The 22,076-nt window shown below is 72.1% G+C and carries 22 protein-coding genes; 11 read left to right on the forward strand and 11 right to left on the reverse strand.

The features are described 5' to 3' along the window. Positions 1-4: 4 nt before the first annotated feature. The 3 genes from ACZ67M_RS05970 to ACZ67M_RS05980 all read right to left on the reverse strand — a co-directional run bounded on the left by ACZ67M_RS05970 (position 5) and on the right by ACZ67M_RS05980 (position 4,202). Positions 5-1,012 (reverse strand): CopD family protein, encoded by a 1,008-nt coding sequence (locus tag ACZ67M_RS05970; protein WP_392103474.1) that lies wholly within the window; start codon positions 1,010-1,012, stop codon positions 5-7. A 54-nt stretch (positions 1,013-1,066) separates the two neighbouring features. Continuing rightward, positions 1,067-2,584, reverse strand: a complete 1,518-nt coding sequence (locus tag ACZ67M_RS05975) for a S8 family peptidase (RefSeq protein WP_469849687.1) — start codon at positions 2,582-2,584, stop codon at positions 1,067-1,069. Between the two features lie 76 nt (positions 2,585-2,660). Continuing rightward, positions 2,661-4,202, reverse strand: coding sequence for a S8 family peptidase (locus tag ACZ67M_RS05980; protein WP_469849689.1), 1,542 nt, complete (start codon positions 4,200-4,202; stop codon positions 2,661-2,663). 265 nt (positions 4,203-4,467) lie between these two features. Here ACZ67M_RS05980 and ACZ67M_RS05985 point away from each other — a divergent pair, with 265 nt between their 5' ends. The 3 genes from ACZ67M_RS05985 to moaA all read left to right on the forward strand — a co-directional run bounded on the left by ACZ67M_RS05985 (position 4,468) and on the right by moaA (position 7,619). Further along, complete coding sequence (locus ACZ67M_RS05985; RefSeq protein ID WP_125492648.1) at positions 4,468-4,842, forward strand: DUF485 domain-containing protein; 375 nt, start codon at positions 4,468-4,470, stop codon at positions 4,840-4,842. Beyond that, a complete protein-coding gene (locus tag ACZ67M_RS05990; protein WP_361366038.1) occupies positions 4,839-6,473 on the forward strand; it encodes a solute symporter family protein in 1,635 nt (544 codons plus the stop codon). The genes ACZ67M_RS05985 and ACZ67M_RS05990 overlap by 4 nt, the downstream gene beginning before the upstream one ends. Before the next feature lie 156 nt (positions 6,474-6,629). After that, positions 6,630-7,619, forward strand: coding sequence for a GTP 3',8-cyclase MoaA (gene moaA / locus ACZ67M_RS05995; protein WP_240999552.1), 990 nt, complete (start codon positions 6,630-6,632; stop codon positions 7,617-7,619). Between the two features lie 21 nt (positions 7,620-7,640). On the opposite strand, the gene ACZ67M_RS06000 is transcribed toward moaA, so the two are convergent. Together ACZ67M_RS06000 and ACZ67M_RS06005 are read right to left on the reverse strand one after the other, a co-directional pair. Then, positions 7,641-7,886 carry a hypothetical protein gene (locus ACZ67M_RS06000; RefSeq protein ID WP_392018320.1) on the reverse strand — a complete coding sequence of 82 codons (246 nt, stop codon included), beginning with the start codon at positions 7,884-7,886 and terminating at the stop codon, positions 7,641-7,643. A gap of 211 nt (positions 7,887-8,097) precedes the next feature. After that, positions 8,098-8,493 carry a DUF3099 domain-containing protein gene (locus ACZ67M_RS06005; protein ID WP_392018318.1) on the reverse strand — a complete coding sequence of 132 codons (396 nt, stop codon included), beginning with the start codon at positions 8,491-8,493 and terminating at the stop codon, positions 8,098-8,100. Positions 8,494-8,755: 262 nt separating this feature from the next. Here ACZ67M_RS06005 and ACZ67M_RS06010 point away from each other — a divergent pair, with 262 nt between their 5' ends. Next, entirely contained in the window at positions 8,756-9,037 is a 282-nt protein-coding gene (locus tag ACZ67M_RS06010; protein WP_125492643.1) for a GlsB/YeaQ/YmgE family stress response membrane protein, read from the forward strand. Between the two features lie 70 nt (positions 9,038-9,107). Here ACZ67M_RS06010 and tyrS read toward each other — a convergent pair whose 3' ends face one another. From tyrS to ACZ67M_RS06025, 3 genes are all read right to left on the reverse strand, one after another. Next, on the reverse strand, positions 9,108-10,376 hold the full coding sequence (gene tyrS, locus ACZ67M_RS06015; RefSeq protein ID WP_361366048.1) for a tyrosine--tRNA ligase: 1,269 nt from the start codon (positions 10,374-10,376) through the stop codon (positions 9,108-9,110). A 73-nt stretch (positions 10,377-10,449) separates the two neighbouring features. Then, positions 10,450-11,844, reverse strand: coding sequence for a metallopeptidase TldD-related protein (locus ACZ67M_RS06020; RefSeq protein ID WP_392240141.1), 1,395 nt, complete (start codon positions 11,842-11,844; stop codon positions 10,450-10,452). After that, complete coding sequence (locus ACZ67M_RS06025) at positions 11,841-13,364, reverse strand: TldD/PmbA family protein (RefSeq protein WP_469849691.1); 1,524 nt, start codon at positions 13,362-13,364, stop codon at positions 11,841-11,843. Before ACZ67M_RS06025 ends, ACZ67M_RS06020 begins: the two co-directional genes overlap by 4 nt. 304 nt (positions 13,365-13,668) lie before the next feature. Between ACZ67M_RS06025 and fabG the strand changes: the two genes are divergently transcribed. The 3 genes from fabG (at position 13,669) to ACZ67M_RS06040 (ending at position 15,667) form a co-directional block, all read left to right on the forward strand. Next, complete coding sequence (gene fabG, locus ACZ67M_RS06030; protein ID WP_361366056.1) at positions 13,669-14,373, forward strand: 3-oxoacyl-[acyl-carrier-protein] reductase; 705 nt, start codon at positions 13,669-13,671, stop codon at positions 14,371-14,373. A gap of 5 nt (positions 14,374-14,378) precedes the next feature. Next, positions 14,379-15,146, forward strand: a complete 768-nt coding sequence (gene fabI, locus ACZ67M_RS06035; RefSeq protein ID WP_122614761.1) for an enoyl-ACP reductase FabI — start codon at positions 14,379-14,381, stop codon at positions 15,144-15,146. A gap of 170 nt (positions 15,147-15,316) precedes the next feature. After that, the gene (locus ACZ67M_RS06040; RefSeq protein WP_392018313.1) at positions 15,317-15,667 is read left to right on the forward strand and encodes a hypothetical protein; all 351 of its coding nucleotides are present in this window, start codon (positions 15,317-15,319) and stop codon (positions 15,665-15,667) included. Here the strand turns inward: ACZ67M_RS06040 and ACZ67M_RS06045 are convergent. Further along, positions 15,645-16,337: a FadR/GntR family transcriptional regulator gene (locus tag ACZ67M_RS06045; RefSeq protein ID WP_361366061.1), complete on the reverse strand. Its 693-nt coding sequence runs from the start codon at positions 16,335-16,337 to the stop codon at positions 15,645-15,647. The genes ACZ67M_RS06040 and ACZ67M_RS06045 overlap by 23 nt on opposite strands. Positions 16,338-16,465: 128 nt before the next feature. Here ACZ67M_RS06045 and ACZ67M_RS06050 point away from each other — a divergent pair, with 128 nt between their 5' ends. The 4 genes from ACZ67M_RS06050 to ACZ67M_RS06065 all read left to right on the forward strand — a co-directional run bounded on the left by ACZ67M_RS06050 (position 16,466) and on the right by ACZ67M_RS06065 (position 18,914). Continuing rightward, positions 16,466-17,740 carry a CynX/NimT family MFS transporter gene (locus ACZ67M_RS06050; RefSeq protein WP_392103466.1) on the forward strand — a complete coding sequence of 425 codons (1,275 nt, stop codon included), beginning with the start codon at positions 16,466-16,468 and terminating at the stop codon, positions 17,738-17,740. Positions 17,741-17,794: 54 nt separating this feature from the next. After that, entirely contained in the window at positions 17,795-17,911 is a 117-nt protein-coding gene (locus tag ACZ67M_RS06055; RefSeq protein ID WP_107420105.1) for an SGM_5486 family transporter-associated protein, read from the forward strand. Positions 17,912-18,091: 180 nt separating this feature from the next. Further along, on the forward strand, positions 18,092-18,298 hold the full coding sequence (locus ACZ67M_RS06060) for a hypothetical protein (RefSeq protein ID WP_392018309.1): 207 nt from the start codon (positions 18,092-18,094) through the stop codon (positions 18,296-18,298). A gap of 97 nt (positions 18,299-18,395) precedes the next feature. Then, positions 18,396-18,914: a SixA phosphatase family protein gene (locus tag ACZ67M_RS06065; protein ID WP_361366070.1), complete on the forward strand. Its 519-nt coding sequence runs from the start codon at positions 18,396-18,398 to the stop codon at positions 18,912-18,914. 60 nt (positions 18,915-18,974) lie between these two features. Here the strand turns inward: ACZ67M_RS06065 and serB are convergent, their stop codons facing one another. Beyond that, positions 18,975-20,219: a phosphoserine phosphatase SerB gene (serB, locus tag ACZ67M_RS06070; protein ID WP_450736138.1), complete on the reverse strand. Its 1,245-nt coding sequence runs from the start codon at positions 20,217-20,219 to the stop codon at positions 18,975-18,977. Between the two features lie 92 nt (positions 20,220-20,311). After that, the gene (locus tag ACZ67M_RS06075) at positions 20,312-22,003 is read right to left on the reverse strand and encodes a streptophobe family protein (RefSeq protein ID WP_469849694.1); all 1,692 of its coding nucleotides are present in this window, start codon (positions 22,001-22,003) and stop codon (positions 20,312-20,314) included. Positions 22,004-22,076: the final 73 nt, after the last annotated feature.

A 22,076-nucleotide genomic window follows, 5' to 3' on the forward strand; every position in this document is an offset into this window, starting at 1 on the left:
TTGCTCACCACCGGATCGGTACCGGAAGGGCCGTCAGGAGACCCGACACCGCGACCACCGCCCCCAGCGCGACGACCTCCGCGCGCGCGGGGGAGCAGGCCGTCAGCGGGTCCGCCGCGCGGCTCAGCCGGATCCTGGCCCACAGGGCGAGGGCGGCGACGGCGGCCACCAGGAGCACCTTGGCGAGCAGCACCCGCCCGTACGCCGTGTCCGTCAACTGGTCCACGATCGTGCCCGGCTCCATCCGGCGCAGCGAACTGCCCACCCCGGTCGCCGTGAGGGCGGCCAGCAGAACGGCCGCCACGCGCGCGTAGAGGCCGAGCAGCGCCGGACCCGTCTCGGCACCCCGCCACCGCCGCAGCGTCCGCAGGGCGTACAGCAGGCCGCCCGCCCACAGCGAGGCGCACGTCAGATGGACGAGGGTCAGACCGGAGCCGATCAGCGGGCTGTACTCGGTCGTGGGGTGGGCGCGCAGCGCCTCCGCGACGATCACGACGGCCAGCGGCCACACCTGGCTGCCGGGCCGGCGCGAGGCGGCGCAGAGACCGGCCGCGAGGAACCCGTTGACCTCCAGCAGCGCGAGCTTGCCGTCCCGGGAGGCGTAGAGACCGCCCACGTCGATGTCGGCGGCGCCGGCCGGCACCAGGTTGCCGGTCGCCACGACCGACGCCAGCCCCAGGGCGGCGACGAAACCGGCCGCGGCCGCGTACGCCGACCAGCTGCGGGGCCGCTTCGGGGGCGCGCCGGGCAGCGACCGGGCCAGCCGGTTCACGAACAGTTCGCCGAGCGGAACGCACAGCGCGGCGAAGAGCACCGCGCGCAGCAGCGCGATGCCGCCGGTGCCCGGTGCCTCGGCCTCCCCCGTGCCGCGCAGGGCGGGGGAGGGGCCGAGCAGCGGTATCAGCGCGGCCAGCGCCACCAGCGCGAGTACGGCCGCGGTCCGGCCGGTACCGGACGGCGTCGCGTGCCGTCCGGTACCGGTGGCCGGGGACTTGGGTCGTATCGGGGTCACCCCAGGATCTTCACCAAGTCCCCAGATCCGGGCAAGTTCCCCGGTGGTTACCCGCTACCAGCGCACCGCGTCCAGCGCGTCGGCCGTGCCCCACCCGTAGAAGCCGTTGCGGTTCTTCGAGCCCTCGCACACCGCGTCGACCTTGCCGTCGCCGTCGATGTCGTACGGCTTGGTGCACGGCGTGGCGTCGGCCTGCGCGTACAGCAGCGCCTTGACCAGGGCCGGCGGGGCGTACGGGTGCGTCGACTTGATGAGCGCGGCGACGCCCGCGACGTGCGGCGAGGCCATCGACGTACCGGCCATGTAGCCCCACTTGCCGCCGGGCAGCGTGCCGAGGATCAGGCCACTGGTGGCGGGCGGCGCCGGCGTCTGGTAGGCCGTCGAGTCACCGCCGGGCGCGGCGATGTCGATGACGCCCAGACCGTGGTTGGAGAACGACGACTTGAGGCCCTTCGCACCGGTCGACGCGACCGTCACGACACCCGGCAGCTGGGTCGGGATGTCCAGGCACTCGGACGGGTCGACGGTCCGGTCGCCGGGGGTCGTGTCGTTCGGGGAGGACGGGTCGGTGATCTCGTCGGCGGAGAGGTCGTAGTTCTCGTTGCCGGCCGCGGCGACGTTGACCGCGCCCTTCTTCTCCGCGTACCGCGAGGCCCGGGTGACGGCCTCGACGAGCGCCTTCTGGTCCGGGTCGTCCTTGCAGTTGAAGTACCAGGGGTCGGTGTAATAGCTGTTGTTGGTCACGTCGACGCCGTGCTCGGCCGCCCACACGAAGCCGCAGACCACGGCCTCGGTGTAGAAGAAGCCGTCGGGGTTGGACACCTTGATGCCGGAGACCTTCACCCCGGGCGCCACACCGGTCATGCCGACGCCGTTCTTCGCGGCGGCGATCTCACCGGCCACGTGCGTGCCGTGCGGGCTCTCCGCCGCGCCCGGCCGCCAGGCGCCGTCGGTGGTGTCCGGCTTGCCCGAGACGCAGTTGACGGACGCGTCCCGGTCGAAGTTCGGGGCGATGTCCGGGTGGGTGTCGTCCACGCCGGTGTCGATGACGGCGACGGTCACCTTCTTGCTGCCCAGCGTCTTCTCGTGCGCCTTGTCCGCCTTGATGGCGGGCAGGTCCCACTGGAGGCCCTCCAGCGGGTCCTGGCCCTCGGCGGCCTCGGCGGCGGCGATCTCCTTGCCGCTGAGGACCCTCGGCGCGCCCGTGTCGGTCGTGGCGGCCGAGGGCAGCGGCGCGGTACGCGTGGCGCCGGCCGAGTGCACACCCCGCACCTTGCGGACGGACCCCGCGAAGTCCGGGTTCGCGGAGTGGACGACGACCACGCCGATCCGGTCGTACGACGTCACGATCGTGCCGCCGGCCTTGGCTATCGCCTTGCGCACGGAGGCCGAAGGCCCGTGCCCGGGCGAGACGTTGACGACGTAGCTGAGCGAGGTCGCGTCCGCCGCGGAGGAGGGGGCGGCCTCCGCCGCGACGGCCGGGTTGCCCGGCAGGAACGCCAGCGAGGCGGCCACGGCCAGGCCGGCCGGGATCGCGAGGGCGCGGCGGTGACGGGCGAGAGGTGCTGTCATGTGCGGTGTCTCCAGTTCGTTGCTGAAACCGGTGCGTGACGGGAAGGAAGGTGGAGGGGGGCCGGTGCCGGGCGGGTCACTTCACCGCGCGGAGCGCGTTGACGATGCCGAAGCCGTAGAAGCCGTTGACACGCGCGCCGCCCTCGCACGTGGCGTCCTGCGCGCCGTCGCCGTCCTGGTCGTAGGAGTCGGGGCAGCCCGGGTTGTCCGCCTGTGCCTTCAGCAGCCACTGCAACTGCGCGGGGGACGCCCAGGGGTGCTTCGACTTCAGCAGCGCGGCCACGCCCGCCGCGTGCGGCGAGGCCATCGAGGTGCCCTGGAGGTAGCCGTACGCGTTGTTCGGCATGGTCGACAGGATGCGGCCGTTCTTCGACGGCGTGTCCGGGATCTGGTAGCGCCCGTCGCCGCCCGGCGCGGCCACGTCGACGACGCCCTCGCCGTACGAGGAGTAGTACGACTTCTCCTTGTCGACGCCCGTGGCGCTGACCGTGACGACGCCCGGCAGCTGGGTCGGCACGTCGTAGCACTCGTGCGGGTCGATCGTCCGCGTCACCGGCGTGGAGTCGTCGGGGCTGGAGTCGTCGACGATCGCGTCGGAGTCCAGGTCGTGGTTGGAGTTGCCGGCGGAGGCGAGGTGCAGGGTGCCCTTGCGCTGGGCGTACAGCTGGGCCCGGTTGACCGCGTCGACGATCGCGCGCTGGTCGGGGTCGTCCATGCAGTTGTACAGCCACGGGTCCACGTAGTAGCTGTTGTTGGTGATCTCCACGCCCCGGTCGGCGGCGAACATGAACGCGCACACGACGTTCTCGGGGTAGAAGAGCCCGTTGTCCGGGTCGCTCACCTTGATGCTCGACACCTTCACGCCCGGTGCGACACCGGCGACGCCGATGCCGTTGCGGGCGGCGGCTATCTCGCCGGCCACGTGGGTGCCGTGGTAGTCCTCGGCGGTGTACGGCCGCCAGGCGCCCGCGCTGGTGTCCGCCTTGCCGCCGACGCAGTTGGCGGACTGCGAGGCGGAGAAGTTCGGGGCGAGATCGGGGTGGGTGTCGTCGACGCCGGTGTCGATCACGGCGACGGTGACGCGGGAGCTGCCCGGGTTGATCTTCGCGGCCTTGTCGGCGCCTATCGCGCGCAGGTCCCACTGGTCCGCTTCCAGCGGCTCGCCCGCTCCCGCGGCCCCGGACGCCCGGGCGGTCCGCGCGGCCTGCCCGGCCGTGAGCGGCTGGACGGCGCCCTGGTCCGTCGTCGCGGCGGCGGTCAGCGGCGCCGTGCGGGTCGCGCCCGCCGACCGCACGCCCCGGACCTCGCGCATCGCGGCGGCGAAGCCGGGCTCGGCCGAGTGGGCGACGATCACGCCGATCCTGTCGTACGTGGCGACCACGGTGCCGCCCGTCCTGGATATCGCGCGCTGCACGGACGCGATCGTCCGGTGGTCCGTGCGGGTGTTGACGACGTACGCCAGCGCCGGCGCCTCGGCGGCCGCGGCCCGGCCCGCCCGCGCGTCCGGGGCCGCCTGCGCGGACGCGGGCAGGAAGCCGAGCGACGCGGTGAGCGAGAGCACGACCGGTACGGCGAGGGCGAGCCTGCGTCTGGAACGCGGGGAACGCAGATGATCCATGGGGTCTCCACATCATCCGGTAACGAAACCGGCCCGAGACACGGGTTGTGCTCGGGCAGGTACATGACGGAGTGGTGCAGGGTGAAGCTATCTCCCCAAGTCGCTGGCCAGCAATGACCCACCGAGGGTGACTTCGGAAAGTGGCCCGGGCGTTGAACCGGTCCCGGTGGGGCGCCGTGTCGTTGGGCAGGGAGCCCGAGCACGACCCGCTCCCAGCGAGAACACCGAGGTCCAAGCTGTCATGTCCGTCGTACGAGGAGACTCCGTGGCCACCGACGCACCACCCCCCTCGAAAGAGGAGCCCCCCTCGCAAGAGGAACACCGACTCCCCTCCGCCGAGGAGTTCTCCGAAGTGCAGCAGAGCGCTGAGTTCGCCGAACTGCGCCGCTCCTTCCGCTCCTTCGCGTTCCCGCTGACGATCGCGTTCGTCGTCTGGTACCTGCTGTACGTGCTGCTGTCGAACTACGCCGGCGACTTCATGGGCACCAAGCTGTTCGGCAACATCAACGTCGCCTTCGTCTTCGGTATCGCCCAGTTCGTCACCACGTTCCTCATCGCCTGGTGGTACTCGCGGCACGCCGCCGCGAAGCTCGACCCCAAGGCCGAGGCCATCAAGTCCCGGATGGAGGGCGGCGCATGAGCCCCGCACAGACCGTTCTCGCCGCCGAACTGGCCGCCAACGAGGCCAGCGAGCACCGGCCGCTGATCATCACCCTGTTCGCCGTCTTCGTCCTCGCCACCCTCGGCATCACCGTGTGGGCGGGCCGCCAGACCAAGGACGCCGCCGACTTCTACGCGGGCGGCCGCCAGTTCAGCGCCTTCCAGAACGGCCTCGCCGTCTCCGGCGACTACATGTCCGCCGCGTCCTTCCTCGGCATCGCCGGCGCGATCGCCCTCTTCGGCTACGACGGCTTCCTCTACTCCATCGGCTTCCTGGTCGCCTGGCTGGTCGCCCTGCTCCTGGTGGCCGAGCCGCTGCGGAACTCCGGCCGCTACACCATGGGTGACGTTCTCGCGTACCGCATGCGCCAGCGCCCCGTGCGCACCGCCGCCGGCACCTCCACGATCGTCGTCTCGATCTTCTACCTGCTGGCCCAGATGGCGGGCGCCGGCGTCCTGGTCTCGCTGCTGCTCGGCATCACCTCCGACGCCGGCAAGATCCTCATCGTCGCCCTCGTCGGCATCCTGATGATCGTGTACGTCTCCATCGGCGGCATGAAGGGCACCACCTGGGTCCAGATGGTCAAGGCCGTGCTGCTGATCGGCGGCACCATCCTGATCACCTTCCTGGTGCTGCTGAAGTTCGACTTCAACATCTCCGACCTGCTCGGCACCGCCGCCGAGAAGAGCGGCCACGGCGCCGCCTTCCTCGAACCCGGCCTCCAGTACGGCATCAACGGGACGACCAAGCTGGACTTCATCTCCCTGGGCATCGCCCTGGTCCTCGGCACGGCCGGCCTGCCGCACATCCTGATCCGCTTCTACACCGTGCCCAACGCCAAGGCCGCCCGTAAGTCCGTGAACTGGGCGATCGGCATCATCGGCGCCTTCTACCTGATGACCATCGCGCTCGGCTTCGGCGCCGCCGCGCTCGTCGGCCCCAAGGAGATCACCGAGTCCAATCCGTCCGGCAACACGGCGGCACCCCTGCTCGCCCTGCATGTCGGCGGCGTCGACTCGGCCTGGGGCGCGATCCTGCTCGCGACGATCTCGGCGGTGGCCTTCGCGACCATCCTCGCCGTGGTCGCCGGCCTCACCCTCGCCTCGTCCTCGTCCTTCGCGCACGACATCTACGCCAACGTCATCCGCAGGGGCCAGGCCACCGAGAAGGAGGAGATGCGGGCGGCGCGCTGGGCCACCGTCTTCATCGGCATCGTCTCCATCGCGCTCGGCGCCCTCGCCCGCGACCTGAACGTGGCCGGCCTGGTCGCCCTGGCCTTCGCCGTCGCCGCGTCCGCCAACCTGCCGACCATCCTCTACAGCCTCTTCTGGAAGCGCTTCACCACCCAGGGCGCCCTCTGGTCGATCTACGGCGGCCTGATCGTCGCCGTCGGCCTGGTGCTGTTCTCGCCGGTGGTCTCCGGCGACCCGAAGGCGATGTTCCCGGACGTCGACTTCGCCTGGTTCCCGCTGAAGAACCCGGGCCTGATCTCCATCCCGTTCGGTTTCCTGATGGGCTGGCTCGGCACGGTCCTGTCCAAGGAGGAGCCCGACAAGGCGAAGTACGCCGAGCTGGAGGTCCGCTCCCTGACCGGCACCGGAGCGCACTGATCCGTCTCGTCCGCGGCCCCGTCGTAGATCCCTACGACGGGGCCGCGCCGTACGTCGTAGGGATCGGCCCCCTGTGGATGTCGGACCCGTCACGTAGGCTCGCAGGTGTAGGAGGAGTCAACGCTCCGCCGATCCGCGTCGAGGGAGGGGGCCCACGTGCTCATCGACACCTACGGCCGAGTGGCCACCGACCTGAGGGTCTCGCTCACCGACCGGTGCAACCTGCGCTGCACCTACTGCATGCCCGAAGAGGGCCTCCAGTGGCTCGCCAAGCCCGACCTGCTCACGGACGACGAGATCGTCCGCCTCATCGACATCGCGGTCACCCACCTCGGCATCGAGGAGGTCCGCTTCACCGGCGGGGAGCCGCTGCTGCGCCCCGGCCTGGTCGGTATCGTCGAGCGCGTCGCCGCCCTCGCCCCGCGCCCCCAGATGTCCCTCACCACCAACGGCATCGGCCTCAGGCGCACGGCGACGGCCCTGAAGGCGGCGGGCCTGGACCGGGTCAACGTCTCGCTGGACACCCTGCGCCCCGACGTCTTCAAGACCCTCACCCGGCGGGACCGCCACAAGGACGTCCTGGAGGGCCTGGCGGCCGCCCGCGAGGCCGGTCTGACCCCGGTGAAGGTCAACAGCGTCCTGATGCCGGGGCTCAATGCCGACGAGGCCCCCGACCTGCTCGCCTGGGCGGTCGAGCACGACTACGAGCTGCGGTTCATCGAGCAGATGCCCCTGGACGCCCAGCACGGCTGGAAGCGCGACGGGATGGTCACCGCCGGTGACATCCTGGAATCCCTGCGCACCCGCTTCGAGCTGACCGCCGAGGGTTCCGAGGAACGCGGTTCGGCCCCCGCCGAGCGCTGGGTCGTGGACGGCGGCCCGCACCGCGTCGGCGTCATCGCCTCCGTCACCCGCCCGTTCTGCTCGGCCTGCGACCGCACCCGGCTGACCGCCGACGGCCAGGTGCGCACCTGCCTGTTCGCCCGCGAGGAGACCGACCTGCGCGCCGCCCTGCGCTCCGACGCCCCCGACGAGGAGGTCGCCCGCATCTGGCGCCTCGCCATGTGGGGCAAGAAGGCGGGCGCCGGCCTCGACGACCCGACGTTCGTGCAGCCCGACCGGCCGATGTCGGCGATCGGCGGCTAGCGGCGGGGTGCCGGACGGGACCTAGGAGGTCTTCGGGGGCTCCCACTCGGTCAGCGGGACGACGTCCTTGAGGAAGCCCCGCACGCCGAGGAACTGCGACAGATGCTCCCGGTGCTCGTCGCAGGCGATCCACGTCTTGCGCCGCTCGGGCGTGTGGATCTTCGGGTTGTTCCACGCCAGCACCCACACGGCGGCCGCGCGGCAGCCCTTGGCGGAGCAGATGGGGGCGGCCTCCGGAGTGTTGTCCGGGGCGGTGTCGTCACTCACAGGCTCGTCTCACAGGTTCACACAAAAGGCGACGCCGAGCAGCCACGGGGGGAGCTGCCCGGCGTCGGTCCGTCGCTCCGACGGGGGATGCGGAGCGCGTAGGAAGTATGTCATGGGTCACCCATCGCCCGGCACCGGAACAGCACGATTCATCTCAGCAGTTGTTCGGCCTGGCGTGGAACGCGCGCCCCCGCCGGAGGGCGCCGCGAGGTCATGGCCGGCCGTGCGACTCGCCCGTCGCTCCCGGCGACGGATCCGACATGGCGTCCTCCGGGACGGAGTCCGCGGAGGCGTCGTCCGAACGCGGCGGCAGGATCATCGGTGGCGTCTGGGGCGTCACGAACGTCGACGGCAAGGATGGCGCGTTCTCGCGCCCGGCGTTGGCGATCACGACCGCGATGTACGGCAGGACCACACCGAGGACCAGTGCCACGATCGCGACGTGCCGTTCCACGTTCCACAGGCAGGCCGCGAGGACCACCGACACGGTGCGGACCGACATCGAGATCACGTACCGGCGCTGCCGCGCACGCACGTCCTCCTGGAGGCCCGTCCGGGCCCCGGTGATCCGGAACACCTCCACGCCGCCGGCACTGTGCTTCCGCATCTGGTTCCACCATCCGCCCGATCGGACTGTCCCCGCCCCGCTCCCGTCCGTGGCCGCTCGGGGACACCGGTCCCGGACAACTCACCACGTTACGCCGCCCCCGCGCCGTCCACGAGACCGGGGCACCCACTCGGCGCGCGGCCGGTCCGCGCCGGTCGGCACGGCCGAGGGACCCCCGTTCGGCCGTATCCGGCATGCGCCGTACGCGGTACGGCCGAAGACTGGCGGCAATGCTCGCGTGGAGCCGTACGAGGAGGCAGTCATGGGCTGGTTGTGGGCGATCATCGTCGGATTCGTGCTCGGACTCATCGCCAAGGCGATCATCCCCGGGAAGCAGCACAGTCCGCTGTGGCTGACCACCATCTTCGGCATCCTCGGCGCGATCGTCGGCAACGCGGTCGCCCGCGCGGCCGGCGTGGACGAGACCTCGGGCATCGACTGGTGGCGGCACCTGTTCCAGCTGGTGGCCGCGGTCATCATCGTCGCCCTGGGAGACGCGGCGTACATGGCGGTGCGCGGCAACAAGAAGCGCGGACGCGCCTGACGGCAGGCACTCGTACGGCACGGGGCGGCCCCGGCACCTCGCGGTGCCGGGGCCGCCCCGTGCCGTGTGCTCAGGCGCCGGTGACCTCCACCGCGGCCAGGTTCTTCTTGCCGCGGCGCAGCACCAGCCAGCGCCCGTGCAGCAGGTCCTCCTTGGCGGGGACCGCGTCCTCGCCGGTGACCTTGGCGTTGTTCACGTACGCGCCGCCCTCCTTCACCGTGCGGCGGGCGGCGGACTTGCTGGCGACCAGACCGACCTCGGCGAACAGGTCCACGACCGGGCCCAGCTCGGCGACCTCGATGTGCGGCAGCTCGGAGAGGGCCGCGGCGAGCGTCCGGTCGTCCAGCTCGGCCAGGTCGCCCTGGCCGAAGAGGGCCTTGGACGCGGCGATCACGGCGGCCGTCTGCCCGGCGCCGTGCACCAGCGTCGTCAGCTCCTCCGCCAGAGCGCGCTGCGCCGCCCGGGCCTGCGGACGCTCCTCGGTCTGCCGCTCCAGCTCCTCCAGCTCCTCGCGGGACCGGAAGGACAGGATGCGCGAGTACGTCGAGATGTCCCGGTCGTCCACGTTCAGCCAGAACTGGTAGAACGCGTACGGCGTCGTCATCTCCGGGTCGAGCCAGACCGCGCCGCCCTCGGTCTTGCCGAACTTGGTGCCGTCCGCCTTGGTCATCAGCGGCGTCGCGTAGGCGTGGACGCCGGCGTCCGGCTCCAGGCGGTGCAGCAGGTCGAGGCCGGCCGTGAGGTTGCCCCACTGGTCGCTGCCGCCCTGCTGCATCGTGCAGCCGTACCTCCGGTAGAGCTGGAGGAAGTCCATGGCCTGGAGCAGCTGGTAGCTGAACTCCGTGTAGCTGATGCCCTCGGAGGACTCCAGGCGCCGGGCCACGGAGTCCTTGGTCAGCATCTTGTTGACCCGGAAGTGCTTGCCGATGTCCCGCAGGAACTCGATGGCCGAGAGGCCCTCGGTCCAGTCGAGGTTGTTGACCATCACGGCCGCGTTCTCGCCCTCGAAGGTCAGGAACGGCTCGATCTGGCCGCGCAGCCGGTCGACCCAGCCCGCGACGGTCTCCGGCGAGTTCAGCGTGCGCTCCGCGGTCGGGCGCGGGTCGCCGATCTGGCCCGTCGCGCCGCCGACCAGCGCCAGCGGCCGGTGACCGGCCTGCTGGAGCCGGCGCACGGTGAGCACCTGCACCAGGTGCCCCACGTGCAGGGACGGCGCCGTCGGGTCGAAACCGCAATAGAACGTGACGGGACCGTCCGCGAGCGCCTTGCGCAAAGCGTCCTCGTCGGTGGACTGGGCGAACAGCCCGCGCCACTTCAGCTCGTCGACGATGTCCGTCACGGTTCTCTTGTCTCCTACGTGCTCATACGGGCTTGATGATCTTCGGTCGGCCGGGTGACGGCCGACTACGAGGTTATACGCCCTGACTGACAGAGCTCATATTGAAATCGGGGACCCGCAGCGCGGGCATCGCCGCCCTGGTGAACCAGTCGCCCCACTCCCTGGGCAGCGTCTTCTCCGTCCGCCCGGCCTCCGTGGCCCGGCCCAGCAGGCCCACCGGGGACTCGTTGAACCGGAAGTTGTTCACCTCGCCGGCCACCTCGCCGTTCTCGACCAGGTAGACGCCGTCCCGGGTCAGCCCGGTCAGCAGCAGCGTGGCCGGATCGACCTCGCGGATGTACCAGAGGCAGGTCAGCAGCAGCCCGCGCTCCGTGCCGGCCACCATGTCCTCCAGCGAGCGGTCCGAGCCGCCGTCCAGGACCAGGTTGCCGATCGCCGGTGCCACCGGCAGCCCCGTCAGGGCCGCGCTGTGCCGGGTGGTCGTCAGCCGGTGCAGCTCGCCCGCGCGGATCCAGTCGGTCGCCGCCACCGGCAGCCCGTTGTCGAACACCGACTGGTCGCCGCCGGAGGAGTGCGCGACCACGAAGGGCGCGCTCTCCAGCCCCGGCTCGTGCGGGTCGCTGCGCAGGGTCAGCGGCAGCTCGCCCAGCCGCTCGCCGACGCGCGTGCCGCCGCCCGGCTTGGAGAACACCGTGCGCCCCTCGACGGCGTCCCGCCCCGAGGCCGACCACAGCTGGTAGATCAGCAGGTCGGCGACCGCGGTCGGCGGCAGCAGCGTCTCGTACCGGCCCGCCGGCAGCTCCACCCGCCGCTCGGCCCAGCCCAGGCGTACGGCCAGGTCGGCGTCGAGCGCACCCGGGTCGACGTCCTTGAAGTCCCGCGTGGAGCGCCCCGCCCACGCCGACCGGGTCCGGTCCGGCGACTTGGCGTTCAGCTCCAGCGTCCCGTTGGGCTGGTCGTGCCGCAGCCGCAGCCCGGTGGACGTCCCCACGTAGGTCGACGTCATCTCGTGGTTGGCGAACCCGTACAGCTCCCGGCCGCCCGCACGCGCGCGTGCGAACGCCTCCCCGAGGGCGGGCGCGAAGTCCGCGAACACGGCCGAGGACGTCTCCGCCGGCGCGTCGGTGAAGTCGGGCGACTCGGGCACACCGGTGACCAGCGGCTGCGCGTCCTCGGCGGGACCGGCGCCGCGGGCCGCGGCCTCGGCGGCCCGCACCAGGGGCTCCAGCTCGTCCACGGTCACCGCCGAGCGCGACACGACACCGGACGCCGTGCCCTGCTGACCGTCGACCGTGGCGACGACGGTCAGCGTGCGTCCGCGCGTGACGCCGTTGGTGGTGAGCGCGTTGCCCGCCCAGCGCAGGTTCGCGGTGGACTCCTCGTCGGCGATGACGACGCAGCCGTCCGCCCGCGACAGCTCCAGCGCCCGCTCGACGATCTCGTGCGGCCTGCTCGTACCCGCGCTCATCGACCCGCCTCCTGCGTGGTGTTCAGAATGTTGACTCCCTTGAAGAGGGCGGACGGGCAGCCGTGCGAGACCGCCGCGACCTGCCCCGGCTGGGCCTTGCCGCAGTTGAAGGCGCCACCCAGGACGTACGTCCGCGGGCCGCCGACGGCCGCCATCGAGCCCCAGAAGTCGGTGGTCGTCGCCTGGTAGGCCACGTCCCGCAGCTGACCGGCGAGCCGCCCGTTCTCGATCCGGAAGAAGCGCTGCCCGGTGAACTGGAAGTTGTAGCGCTGCATGTCGATGGACCAGGAACGGTCGCCGACGACGTAGATCCCGCGGTCCACGCCCCCGATCAGATCCTCCGTCGACATACCGCCCGGGTCGGGCTGGAGCGAGACGTTGGCCATGCGCTGCACCGGCACGTGCGCGGGGGAGTCGGCGTACGCGCACCCGTTGGACCGCTCGAACCCGGTGAGCCGCGCGATCCGCCGGTCGAGCTGGTAGCCCACCAGCGTGCCGTCCTTCACCAGATCCCAGGACTGGCCCTCCACGCCCTCGTCGTCGTACCCGATGGTCGCCAGCCCGTGCTCGGCGGTGCGGTCACCGGTGACGTTCATCAGCTCCGAGCCGTAGCGCAGCTTGCCGAGCTGGTCGAAGGTGGCGAAGGAGGTGCCGGCGTACGCCGCCTCGTACCCGAGCGCCCGGTCCAGCTCGGTGGCGTGCCCGATGGACTCGTGGATGGTCAGCCACAGGTTCGACGGGTCGACGACCAGGTCGTACAGCCCCGCCTCGACGCTCGGCGCCCGCATCTTCTCGGCCAGCAGCTCCGGGATCCCGGCCAGCTCGGAGTCCCAGTCCCAGCCGGTGCCGGTCAGGTACTCCCAGCCGCGGCCGGCCGGCGGGGCCAGCGTCCGCATGGAGTCGAACTCGCCGCTGGAGTCGTCGACCGACACGGCGGTGAGCACCGGATGCAGCCGCACCCGCTGCTGCGTGGTCACGGTCCCGGCCGTGTCGGCGTAGAACTTGTTCTCGTGCACGGTGAGCAGCGAGGCGTCGACGTGGTCGACCCCGCCGGCCGCCAGCAGCCGCCCGCTCCAGTCGGCCAGCAGCGCCGACTTCTCCTCGTCGGGCACGGTGAACGGGTCGACCTCGTACGACGACACCCACGTCCGGTCGGCGTGCACCGGCTCGCCCGCCAGCTCCACGTGCTCGTCCGACCCCGCCGCCCTGATGACCTGCGCGGACAGCTTCGCCATCGCCACCGCCTGCGAGGCGACCTTCGCGGCGGCGTCCATGGTCAGGTCCACACCGGACGCGAAGCCCCACGTACCGCCGTGCACCACCCGCACCGCGTACCCGAGGTCGGTGGTGTCCGAGGACCCGGCGGGCTTGGCGTCCCTGAGGCGCCAGGAGGCGTTGCGCACCCGTTCGAGGCGGAAGTCCGCGTGTTCGGCGCCGAGCGCACGCGCGCGTGCGAGGGCGGCGTCGGCGAGGGCGCGTAGGGGGAGTGCCGTGAAGGCTTCGTCGATGCTGTGAGGCACCTGCGTCTCTTTCTGTCGACGTGACCGGTCGTCTGCGGCGACACCGGGGGCCAGGGCCTGTCGCCCTGGGCCGCATCATGTCGCGCCGGGCCGGACGGCGACCACACCTTTGCCGCGGCGCGCGGTTGCCCGTGGCCGCGTCCGTTCTGTAGGGACCCGACAGTCAGTCCCGTAAGCCACTGTGGGTGCCCGAGTCTCTGGCGGAGGCCGGGGACCGATAGGTTTTTGATGAAGCCGCCTGCCGTAGCCGCCTGTCATCCGGGTGCTGGGGCGGACCACAGACCGCTAGGGAAAGGGTGATCCGTTGAGCCGCTCGGTTCTCGTCACCGGAGGCAACCGGGGCATCGGCCTCGCCATCGCCCGCGCTTTCGCCGATGCCGGCGACAATGTCGCGATCACATACCGCTCGGGTGAGCCGCCGGAGGGCTTCCTGGCCGTCAAGTGCGACATCACCGACACCGAGCAGGTGGAGCAGGCCTACAAGGAGATCGAGGAAGCGCACGGTCCCGTCGAGGTCCTGGTCGCCAACGCCGGCGTCACCAAGGACCAGCTCCTGATGCGCATGTCCGAGGAGGACTTCACCTCGGTCCTGGAAACCAACCTCACCGGCACCTTCCGGGTCGTCAAGCGCGCCAACCGCGGCATGCTGCGCGCCAAGAAGGGCCGCGTCGTCCTGATCTCCTCCGTGGTCGGCCTCCTCGGCTCCGCGGGCCAGGCGAACTACGCCGCCTCCAAGGCCGGTCTGGTCGGCTTCGCGCGCTCCCTCGCCCGTGAGCTGGGTTCGCGCAACCTCACCTTCAACGTCGTCGCACCCGGCTTCGTGGACACCGACATGACCAAGGTGCTCACCGACGAGCAGCGGGCCGCCATCGTGTCGCAGGTGCCGCTGGGCCGGTACGCGCGGCCCGAGGAGATCGCCGCCGCGGTGCGGTTCCTCGCCTCGGACGAGGCGTCGTACATCACTGGAGCCGTCATTCCCGTTGACGGCGGACTGGGAATGGGTCACTGATCACCATGAGTGGAATTCTCGAGGGCAAGCGCGTCCTGATCACCGGTGTGCTGATGGAGTCCTCCATCGCCTTCCACACCGCCAAGCTGGCCCAGGAGCAGGGCGCCGAGATCATCCTGACCGCGTTCCCGCGTCCCACGCTGACCGAGCGCATCGCCAAGAAGCTGCCGAAGCCCACCAAGGTCATCGAGCTGGACGTCACCAACGACGAGCACCTCGCGCGCCTCGCGGACATCGTCGGCGAGGAGCTGGGCGGCCTCGACGGCGTCGTGCACTCCATCGGCTTCGCCCCGCAGGACGCGCTCGGCGGCAACTTCCTGAACACGCCGTTCGAGTCGGTCGCCACGGCCATGCACGTCTCGGCGTACTCCCTGAAGTCGCTGACCACGGCCTGCCTGCCGCTGATGCAGAACGGCGGCTCGGTCGTCGGCCTCACCTTCGACGCGCAGTTCGCCTGGCCCCAGTACGACTGGATGGGCCCGGCCAAGGCGGCCCTGGAGGCCACCAGCCGCTACATGGCGCGTGACCTGGGCAAGCAGAACATCCGCTGCAACCTGGTCTCGGCCGGTCCGATCGGCTCCATGGCCGCCAAGTCCATCCCGGGCTTCGCCGAGCTGGCCTCCGTGTGGGACAACCGCTCCCCGCTGGAGTGGGACCTCAAGGACCCGGAGCCCGCCGGCCGCGGTGTCGTGGCCCTGCTGAGCGACTGGTTCCCGAAGACCACGGGCGAGATCGTCCACGTGGACGGCGGTCTGCACGCCATCGGCGCCTGACCGGAAGCCCTGTCCGGACACCGCGAAGGACCCGCATCCGCCTCGGGTGCGGGTCCTTCGCGTGTCACCCGTCCGGCCCAGCCGACGGGCGGCGGGCCTGCCGTCGGCGCACGCTGGAGTCCGCGTTCCCCACGAGCCTTTCCTCCCCAGTGCCGCCGAGGAGGCCTCTTGTGCGTCCGCTCGCCCGCCTCGCCTCGGCGTCCCTCGCCCTCGCCTGTGTGCTGGTCCTGCCCTACGAAGCGATGTCCCACGCGCGCGTGGGCACCGGGGACTCCGCGCGGGCGGAGCTGTTCGGCTCGGCGTGCCGGGTCCGCGTCGTCGACTCCGACGTGACCGCCCACTGCCACAACCCGTACCCGGCGACCGACTCCGTGCGGCTGCACGTCGAGTGCGTCCGCTGGTGGGACCTCGACAGCGACGCCGCGCCGGTCGAGGCCGGGCCGGCGCAGACCGTACGGCTGGACGGGCGGTGCTGGAAGGAGGTCCGGTCGGCCTGGGTCAGCCACCGGAGGGTGCGGTGAAGCGGCCCGGGCGGCACAGGAACGGGTAGCCCGCCGCCTCCGCCTCCGCGGTCCCGGCGTCGCCCGCGCGGATCGCGTCCACCAGCCTGGTGTGGTCCATGTGGCTCTCGGGCGTCAGCTCGCTGCCGACGTCGCTCCGCAGCCAGTCCCGCATCACCTCGCCCAGATCCGCGTACATCGCGGTCATCACGTCGTTGTGCGAGGCGGCCACGACGGCCAGGTGGAAGGTCGCGTCCGCGGTCACGAACGCCTCGGCGTCGCCCGACTCCCAGGCCTCCTCGCGGCGCACCAGGAGCGCGTCCAGCTGCTTGAGGTCCTTCTCCGTGCGGCGCCCCGCGGCGAGCCGGGCGGCGGCCGACTCCAGGGTGGACCGAAGCTCGGCGACGTGCCGGGGGTCGGTCCCGGCGAAGCGGCGCTGCATCACGCCCGCCAGCTCACTGACCGCCACGACGTACGTGCCGGAGCCCTGACGGATGTCCAGCAGGCCGTTGTGCGCCAGCGCGCGGACCGCCTCCCGGACCGTGTTGCGGGCGACCCCGAGCTGTTCGACCAGCTCGGGCTCCGTCGGGATGCGGGAACCGACCGGCCACTCGCCCGAGGCGATCTGCTGCCGAAGCGCCGCGATGACCTGCTCGGACAGTGCCGAACGACGGGGATGGCTCAGAGGCATGGCTCACCTTCGCACACGGAGTGGACAATCAATCATCCCATGATTCTATGATGGGCCTCATGGCTAGTGAGGAAGCCCGGACGGACACCCGGACGGAGACGCGCACGGAGACACGTACAAAAACACGGATGCGTGAGACACCCGGCGAGGCGGCGACGGCGCCACAGACGCCCGGCACACGCGCGTGGACGCCGTGGACGACCCGGCTGCTGATCCTCGGCATCGTCCTGGCCGCGCTCAACCTGCGCCCCGCCATCACCAGCCTGGGCGCCCTCCTGGAGGAGGTCCGCGACGGGCTCGGCATGAGCGGCAGCGTCGCCGGACTGCTCACCTCCGTCCCCCCGCTGTGCTTCGCCGTCTTCGGGGTCATGGCACCCCGGGTGGCCCGCCGCTTCGGGCCCGGCGCGGTGGTCTGCGCGGGCATGGCCGCCATCACCGCGGGCCTGCTGATCCGCCCGTACGCCGGCGGGACGGCCGGCTTCCTGGCCGCGACCGCGCTCGCCCTGATGGGCATCGCGGTCAGCAACGTCCTGATGCCGGTCATCGTCAAGCGCTACTTCCCCGACCGCGTCGGCTCCATGACCGGCCTCTACTCGATGGCCCTCGCCTTCGGCACCTCCGTCGCCGCCGCGGCGACCGTGCCGGTGACGAACGCCCTCGGCGGCCACTGGCAGCCCGGCCTCGCCGTGTGGGCCGTGGTGGGGGCGGCCGCCGTCCTGCCCTGGATCCCGTTCGTGCGCCACCGCGAGGCGCCCTCCGCCGCGCCGCCGGCCCCGTCCGCGGGGCGGCCCGCCGAACCGGCCGCCGGTCAGGCCCCGATACGGATCACCCGCAGCCGTACGGCCTGGGCGCTCGCCGTCTTCTTCGGCCTCCAGGCCACCGCCGCCTACATCACGATGGGCTGGATGGCCCAGATCTTCCGGGACGCCGGGGTCTCCGCCGGCACGGCCGGGCTGCTGCTCGCCGTGATCATGGTGATGGGCGTGCCGCTCGCCTTCGTCATCCCGCGCGTGGCCACCCGCCTGCCCCACCAGGGCCCGATCGTCCTGGTCCTGGGCCTGTGCGGCCTGGCCGGCTACGCCGGTCTGTACTTCGCCCCGGCCGGCGGTGCCTGGGCCTGGGCCCTGCTGCTCGGCGTGTCCAACTGCGCCTTCCCGCTCGCGCTGACCATGGTCGGCATGCGGGCCAGGACCGGCGCGGGCGTCGCCCAGCTGTCGGCCTTCGCGCAGAGCACCGGCTACCTGATCTCCATCCCCGGCCCGCTCCTGGTCGGCGTGCTCTACCAGCACAGCGGCGGCTGGGGCCTGCCGATCGCGCTGATGAGCGCCCTGATGGTGCCGCAGATCGTGGTGGGTGTCCTGGCGGGCCGCGACCGCACGGTGGAGGACGAGGCGGCCCGCTGAGCCGTCCGGCGGCCCGCCCGGCGCCCGGCATCCGGCGGATGCGAGACTTGCCGCATGCCAGTCCTCGACCCGAACCCCCAGAACGGCCAGAAGAAGATGCTGCTCGTCTTCGGCGGCTTCCTCGCGATCTTCGTGATCATCGGCATCATCGCGACGATCGCCTCGCCGTGACCCCGCCCCCGGCCGGATGGTGGGGTTAACCCCCCATCCCCTAGGGGGCCAGGGTCAGGGTCAAGTGGGTGGACCTCCGGATGGGTTGGGGCCCGCGGATTCCGTAGCTTCGAGATGTGCCCGCGACAGGCGGGACGCGGAGCACGGACCAGGGACGCTCGAAGACCAGCGGAGGCACTCATGTCGGCCCCTACCCACACCCGGCCTCCCCGCGCGACCCGGGGCGGCGTCGACAGCCGGCTCCCCTGGTGGGCCCTCGCCCTGCCCGTGCTCGCGTTCGTGACGCTGCTCCTGCTGATACTCAACCCCGCCGACGCGCAGGCGGCCACCGAGCAGCCGGCCCTCGCTCACCTGCTGGAGCGGCTGCTCCAGCTGACCGTGGGCTGAGGCCGGACCCGGACCCGGGCCCGGGCGCGCGTACGGCGGTGAATCCGCATGTCAACTACCTGCGCCCCGTGGCCTGTTTCATGCGAAGCTGGATGCCATGAGCGTCGCAGAACCCCGCAGGATTGTCCTTTTCCGGCATGCGAAAGCCGACTGGCCACAGGTGACCGACCACGAGCGACCGCTCGCTGAACGGGGTCGCAAGGACGCCGCAGAGGCCGGGCGGCGGCTGGCGGACACCGGTGTCGACTTCGATCAGGCCCTGTGCTCCACCTCGACCCGGACCCGCGAGACCTGGAAGCTCGCCGTCCACGAGTTCCCGCACCGGCCGAAAACCATCTACGAGGAGCGGATCTACGAGGCCTCGCCCGGCGAACTGATCGCCGTGCTCAACGAGACCCCCGACGACCTGCGGAACGTGCTGGTGATCGGCCACAACCCGGGCATGGAGGGACTGGCCGAGATCCTGGCCGGCTCGGCCGAGGACGAGGCGCGCGGACGGATGGGGCGCCGGGGCTTCCCGACGGCCGCCTTCGCCGTCCTGACCTTCACCGGCTCCTGGAAGGACGTGGAGCCCGGAGCGGCCTCCCTGGTCGACTACTGGGCGCCGACCGACTGACCCCACCCGGCCCCTCGCGGCGGGCCCGGCACCGTGCGGCCCGGGCCCCTCGCCGTAGGCTCAGAGCCGGTCGGCGGGCAGACCGAGGGCCTCACCGAGACCTTCGTCCAGCGTGTCCGCGGCCTCGACCTCCTCGCGGGTGATGCCGAGCAGGTAGAGGACGGTGTCCAGGAAGGGCACGTTCACCGCGGTGTGCGCCGCCTCGCGCACCACCGGCTTGGCGTTGAAGGCGACCCCGAGACCCGCCGCGTTCAGCATGTCCAGGTCATTGGCGCCGTCACCGATCGCCACGGTCTGCGACAGGGGTACGCCCGCCTCGGCGGCGAACCGTCGCAGGAGCCGCGCCTTGCCCGCCCGGTCCACGATCTCCCCGGTGACCCGGCCGGTCAGCCTGCCGTCGACGATCTCCAGGGTGTTGGCCTGGGCGAAGTCCAGCCCCAGCCGCTCCTTGAGATCATCGGTGACCTGCGTGAATCCGCCGGATACGACCCCCACCTGGTAGCCGAGCCGCTTCAGCGTGCGGATCAGGGTGCGGGCACCCGGCGTCAGCCGCACCTCGGCGCGGACCTTGTCCACCACCGAGGCGTCCAGCCCCGCCAGCAGCGCCACGCGAGCGTGCAGGGACTGCTCGAAGTCCAGCTCCCCGCGCATCGCGGCCGCCGTCACGTCGGCGACCTTGTCCTCGCACCCGGCGTGCGCGGCGAACAGCTCGATGACCTCGTCCTGGATCAGCGTGGAGTCCACGTCCATCACCACCAGGCGCTGCGCCCGCCGGTGCAGCCCCGCCGAGACCACCGCGACATCCACACCGAGCGCCGCGGCCTCGGTGGCCAGCGCCGTGCGCAGGGGCTCGGTCGCCACGCCGGACACCGCGAACTCGACGGCGGTCACGGGATACTTGGCCAGCCGGAAGATGCGGTCGATGTTGCTGCCGACCTCGGTGATCCGGGCCGCTATGGCGGCCGTCGCCTCGGCGGTGAGCGGGTGGCCGAGCACGGTGACCAGGGAGCGGCCGACCCCGCGCGGCCGGTTGTCGCCGATACCGGAGATGATCTCCGCCTGGAGCTTCAGCGACTCGGCCCAGCTGTGGACGGTGGCCCGCAGATCGCCCTCCAGACCGCGGGGCGGCTCGGTCACGAGCGCGCACAACACGATCCGGCCACGGGTGACGACCTGCTCGATGTCGACGACGTCGACGGAGTAGGCGGCGAGGGTGTCGAACAGGCCGGCCGTGATGCCGGGCCGGTCCTTGCCGAAGATCTTGACGAGAAGCGTGGGAACGTCAGAGGTCTGCGTAGCGCTCATGGTGGTCCAACCGTATCCGGCACCCGGTGCCCGCCGCCCCCGAGGTCCGCCTGACGGACAGCGCCACCGTCCCGCACCACCCGCACCACCCCTCACTCCCCGTCCCTCGGCCGCCTCGGCGGCGCGGGCGGTGGCGGTGGCGGGGGCGGCGGGACCTCGCCCCAACGGCGTGACGGCGGCCGTCCCCCCGGATGGGGCGGCCGCCGGGGTGCTCCCGGCGGCGGTCGGAGCGGGCCGGCCACGGTGGGGGCGCCGTACACGTCGCCGCCCGACCGGCGGTCCGGGCCGGCGTACTCTCCGGCGGTACCCGGCCCGTGCCCCGGGTACGGACCCGAGGCGGACGCCCCGTACCCGAGGCCACCGGCATCCGGCGCCGCCACCACCCCGGCACTCCGTGCCGTCCACGTCGCCCGCACCCCCGCCGCCCCACTCGCCCGCGCCGACAACGCCCCGGCGGCTCCCGCCCCCGCACCCCACAGGGCGCCCAGCAGCAGGGCCGTGCCGAGGTGGGCGCGCAGGTCGAGGCCCGCACCGAAGGCATCGATGCCGAGCACCGACAGCGAGGCGTCCACGGAGACCCCGCTCAGCCAGGACAGCAGCGGCAGTGCCGCCCCGGTCATGAGGCCGAGCCGCAGTGCGCAGCGCCCCACGAAAGCGGGGGAGCGTTCCTCGCCGGGCGCCAAGGGTGTCCGTACCGCCGTCAGGACCCCGGCCAGCAACATCAGCAGGGCCGCCGCCACCCCCAGCAGCCACACCCGTCCGTCCAGCTCCGCCAGCCGCGCCAGCGTGACCGGCTCGTCCGCGCCCGCGCCCAGCAGGTCGTCCAGCGGAGCGGGGAGAACCCGGACCAGTTCACCGGTGGCCCGCCCGTCCCACGGCACGAACAGGCCGACCGGGACGCCGAGCCAGGCCCCGTTCGGCGCACCGAGGAGCGCGGCGCCGGCGATCCGCCGCGGATGGTCGTCGCCGACCGCCGCGTACCCGGCCGCCGCGATGCCGGCCGCCACCGCGGTCAGGGCCACCGTGACCACGGCGGACACGGCGGGCCGCACCACCCGGTGCACGGCCGCGCACCCGCGCGGCAGCGGAGTACGGCGCGAGGCCAGCAGCGCGATCAGCAGGACCCCGGCGGACCAGGCCAGCCCGCCCAGCAGGGTCGGCGCGGTGTCGACGCTGATGCCCACCGCGGCCTCGGCGTCGACGAGGTCACCGATCCGGTCGGGGAGCAGCCCGCCGATGTCACCCACGTCCCCGAGCCCCGGAATCTCCACGCCACCACCGCCACCGCCGGGCAGCGCGTCGACCCCCAGCGCACCGCCGTCGATCGTGACGATGCCGTGACCCGCCCAGACCAGACCACCCGTCATCGCCACGAACAGGGCGACCACCGCGCCCGCGCGTGCGAGGAGTTCGGCGGGGGAGACCACAACCGGGGCCCCGCGCAGGGAGCGCAGGAAGAAGAACGACAGCAGCAGAGCGCCGACCAGGCTCACGCCCAGTGGCGTGATCTCGATGGCCGAGTACGCCTCCGCCCCCTTCAGCCCGAACGCCGACATGTCCCCGTCCGGTGTCACCGAACCGCCCGCGCCCAGCGCCACGACCGCCGCCGTCATCGGGCCCAACGAGCCCGCCGCGTCCGCGTCGAGCAGGTGCAGGCCGAGCGCCGCCGTTCCCGCCATGCCGATCAACGCCCAGCTCACGGCGGCGATCGCGGTCAGCAGCACGTCTCCCCACGGCACCCCCGCGGCATACCCCTCGGACCCGACGCTCGTGCACGCGCTCATGGCAGACCCCCCGATCCGCTGCGCGGCGGAGTTGCCGCGCATGTCCCCCTCGCGTGGATTACCACTCTCCGAG

The organism is Streptomyces sp. NPDC107500 (genome assembly GCF_055582785.1).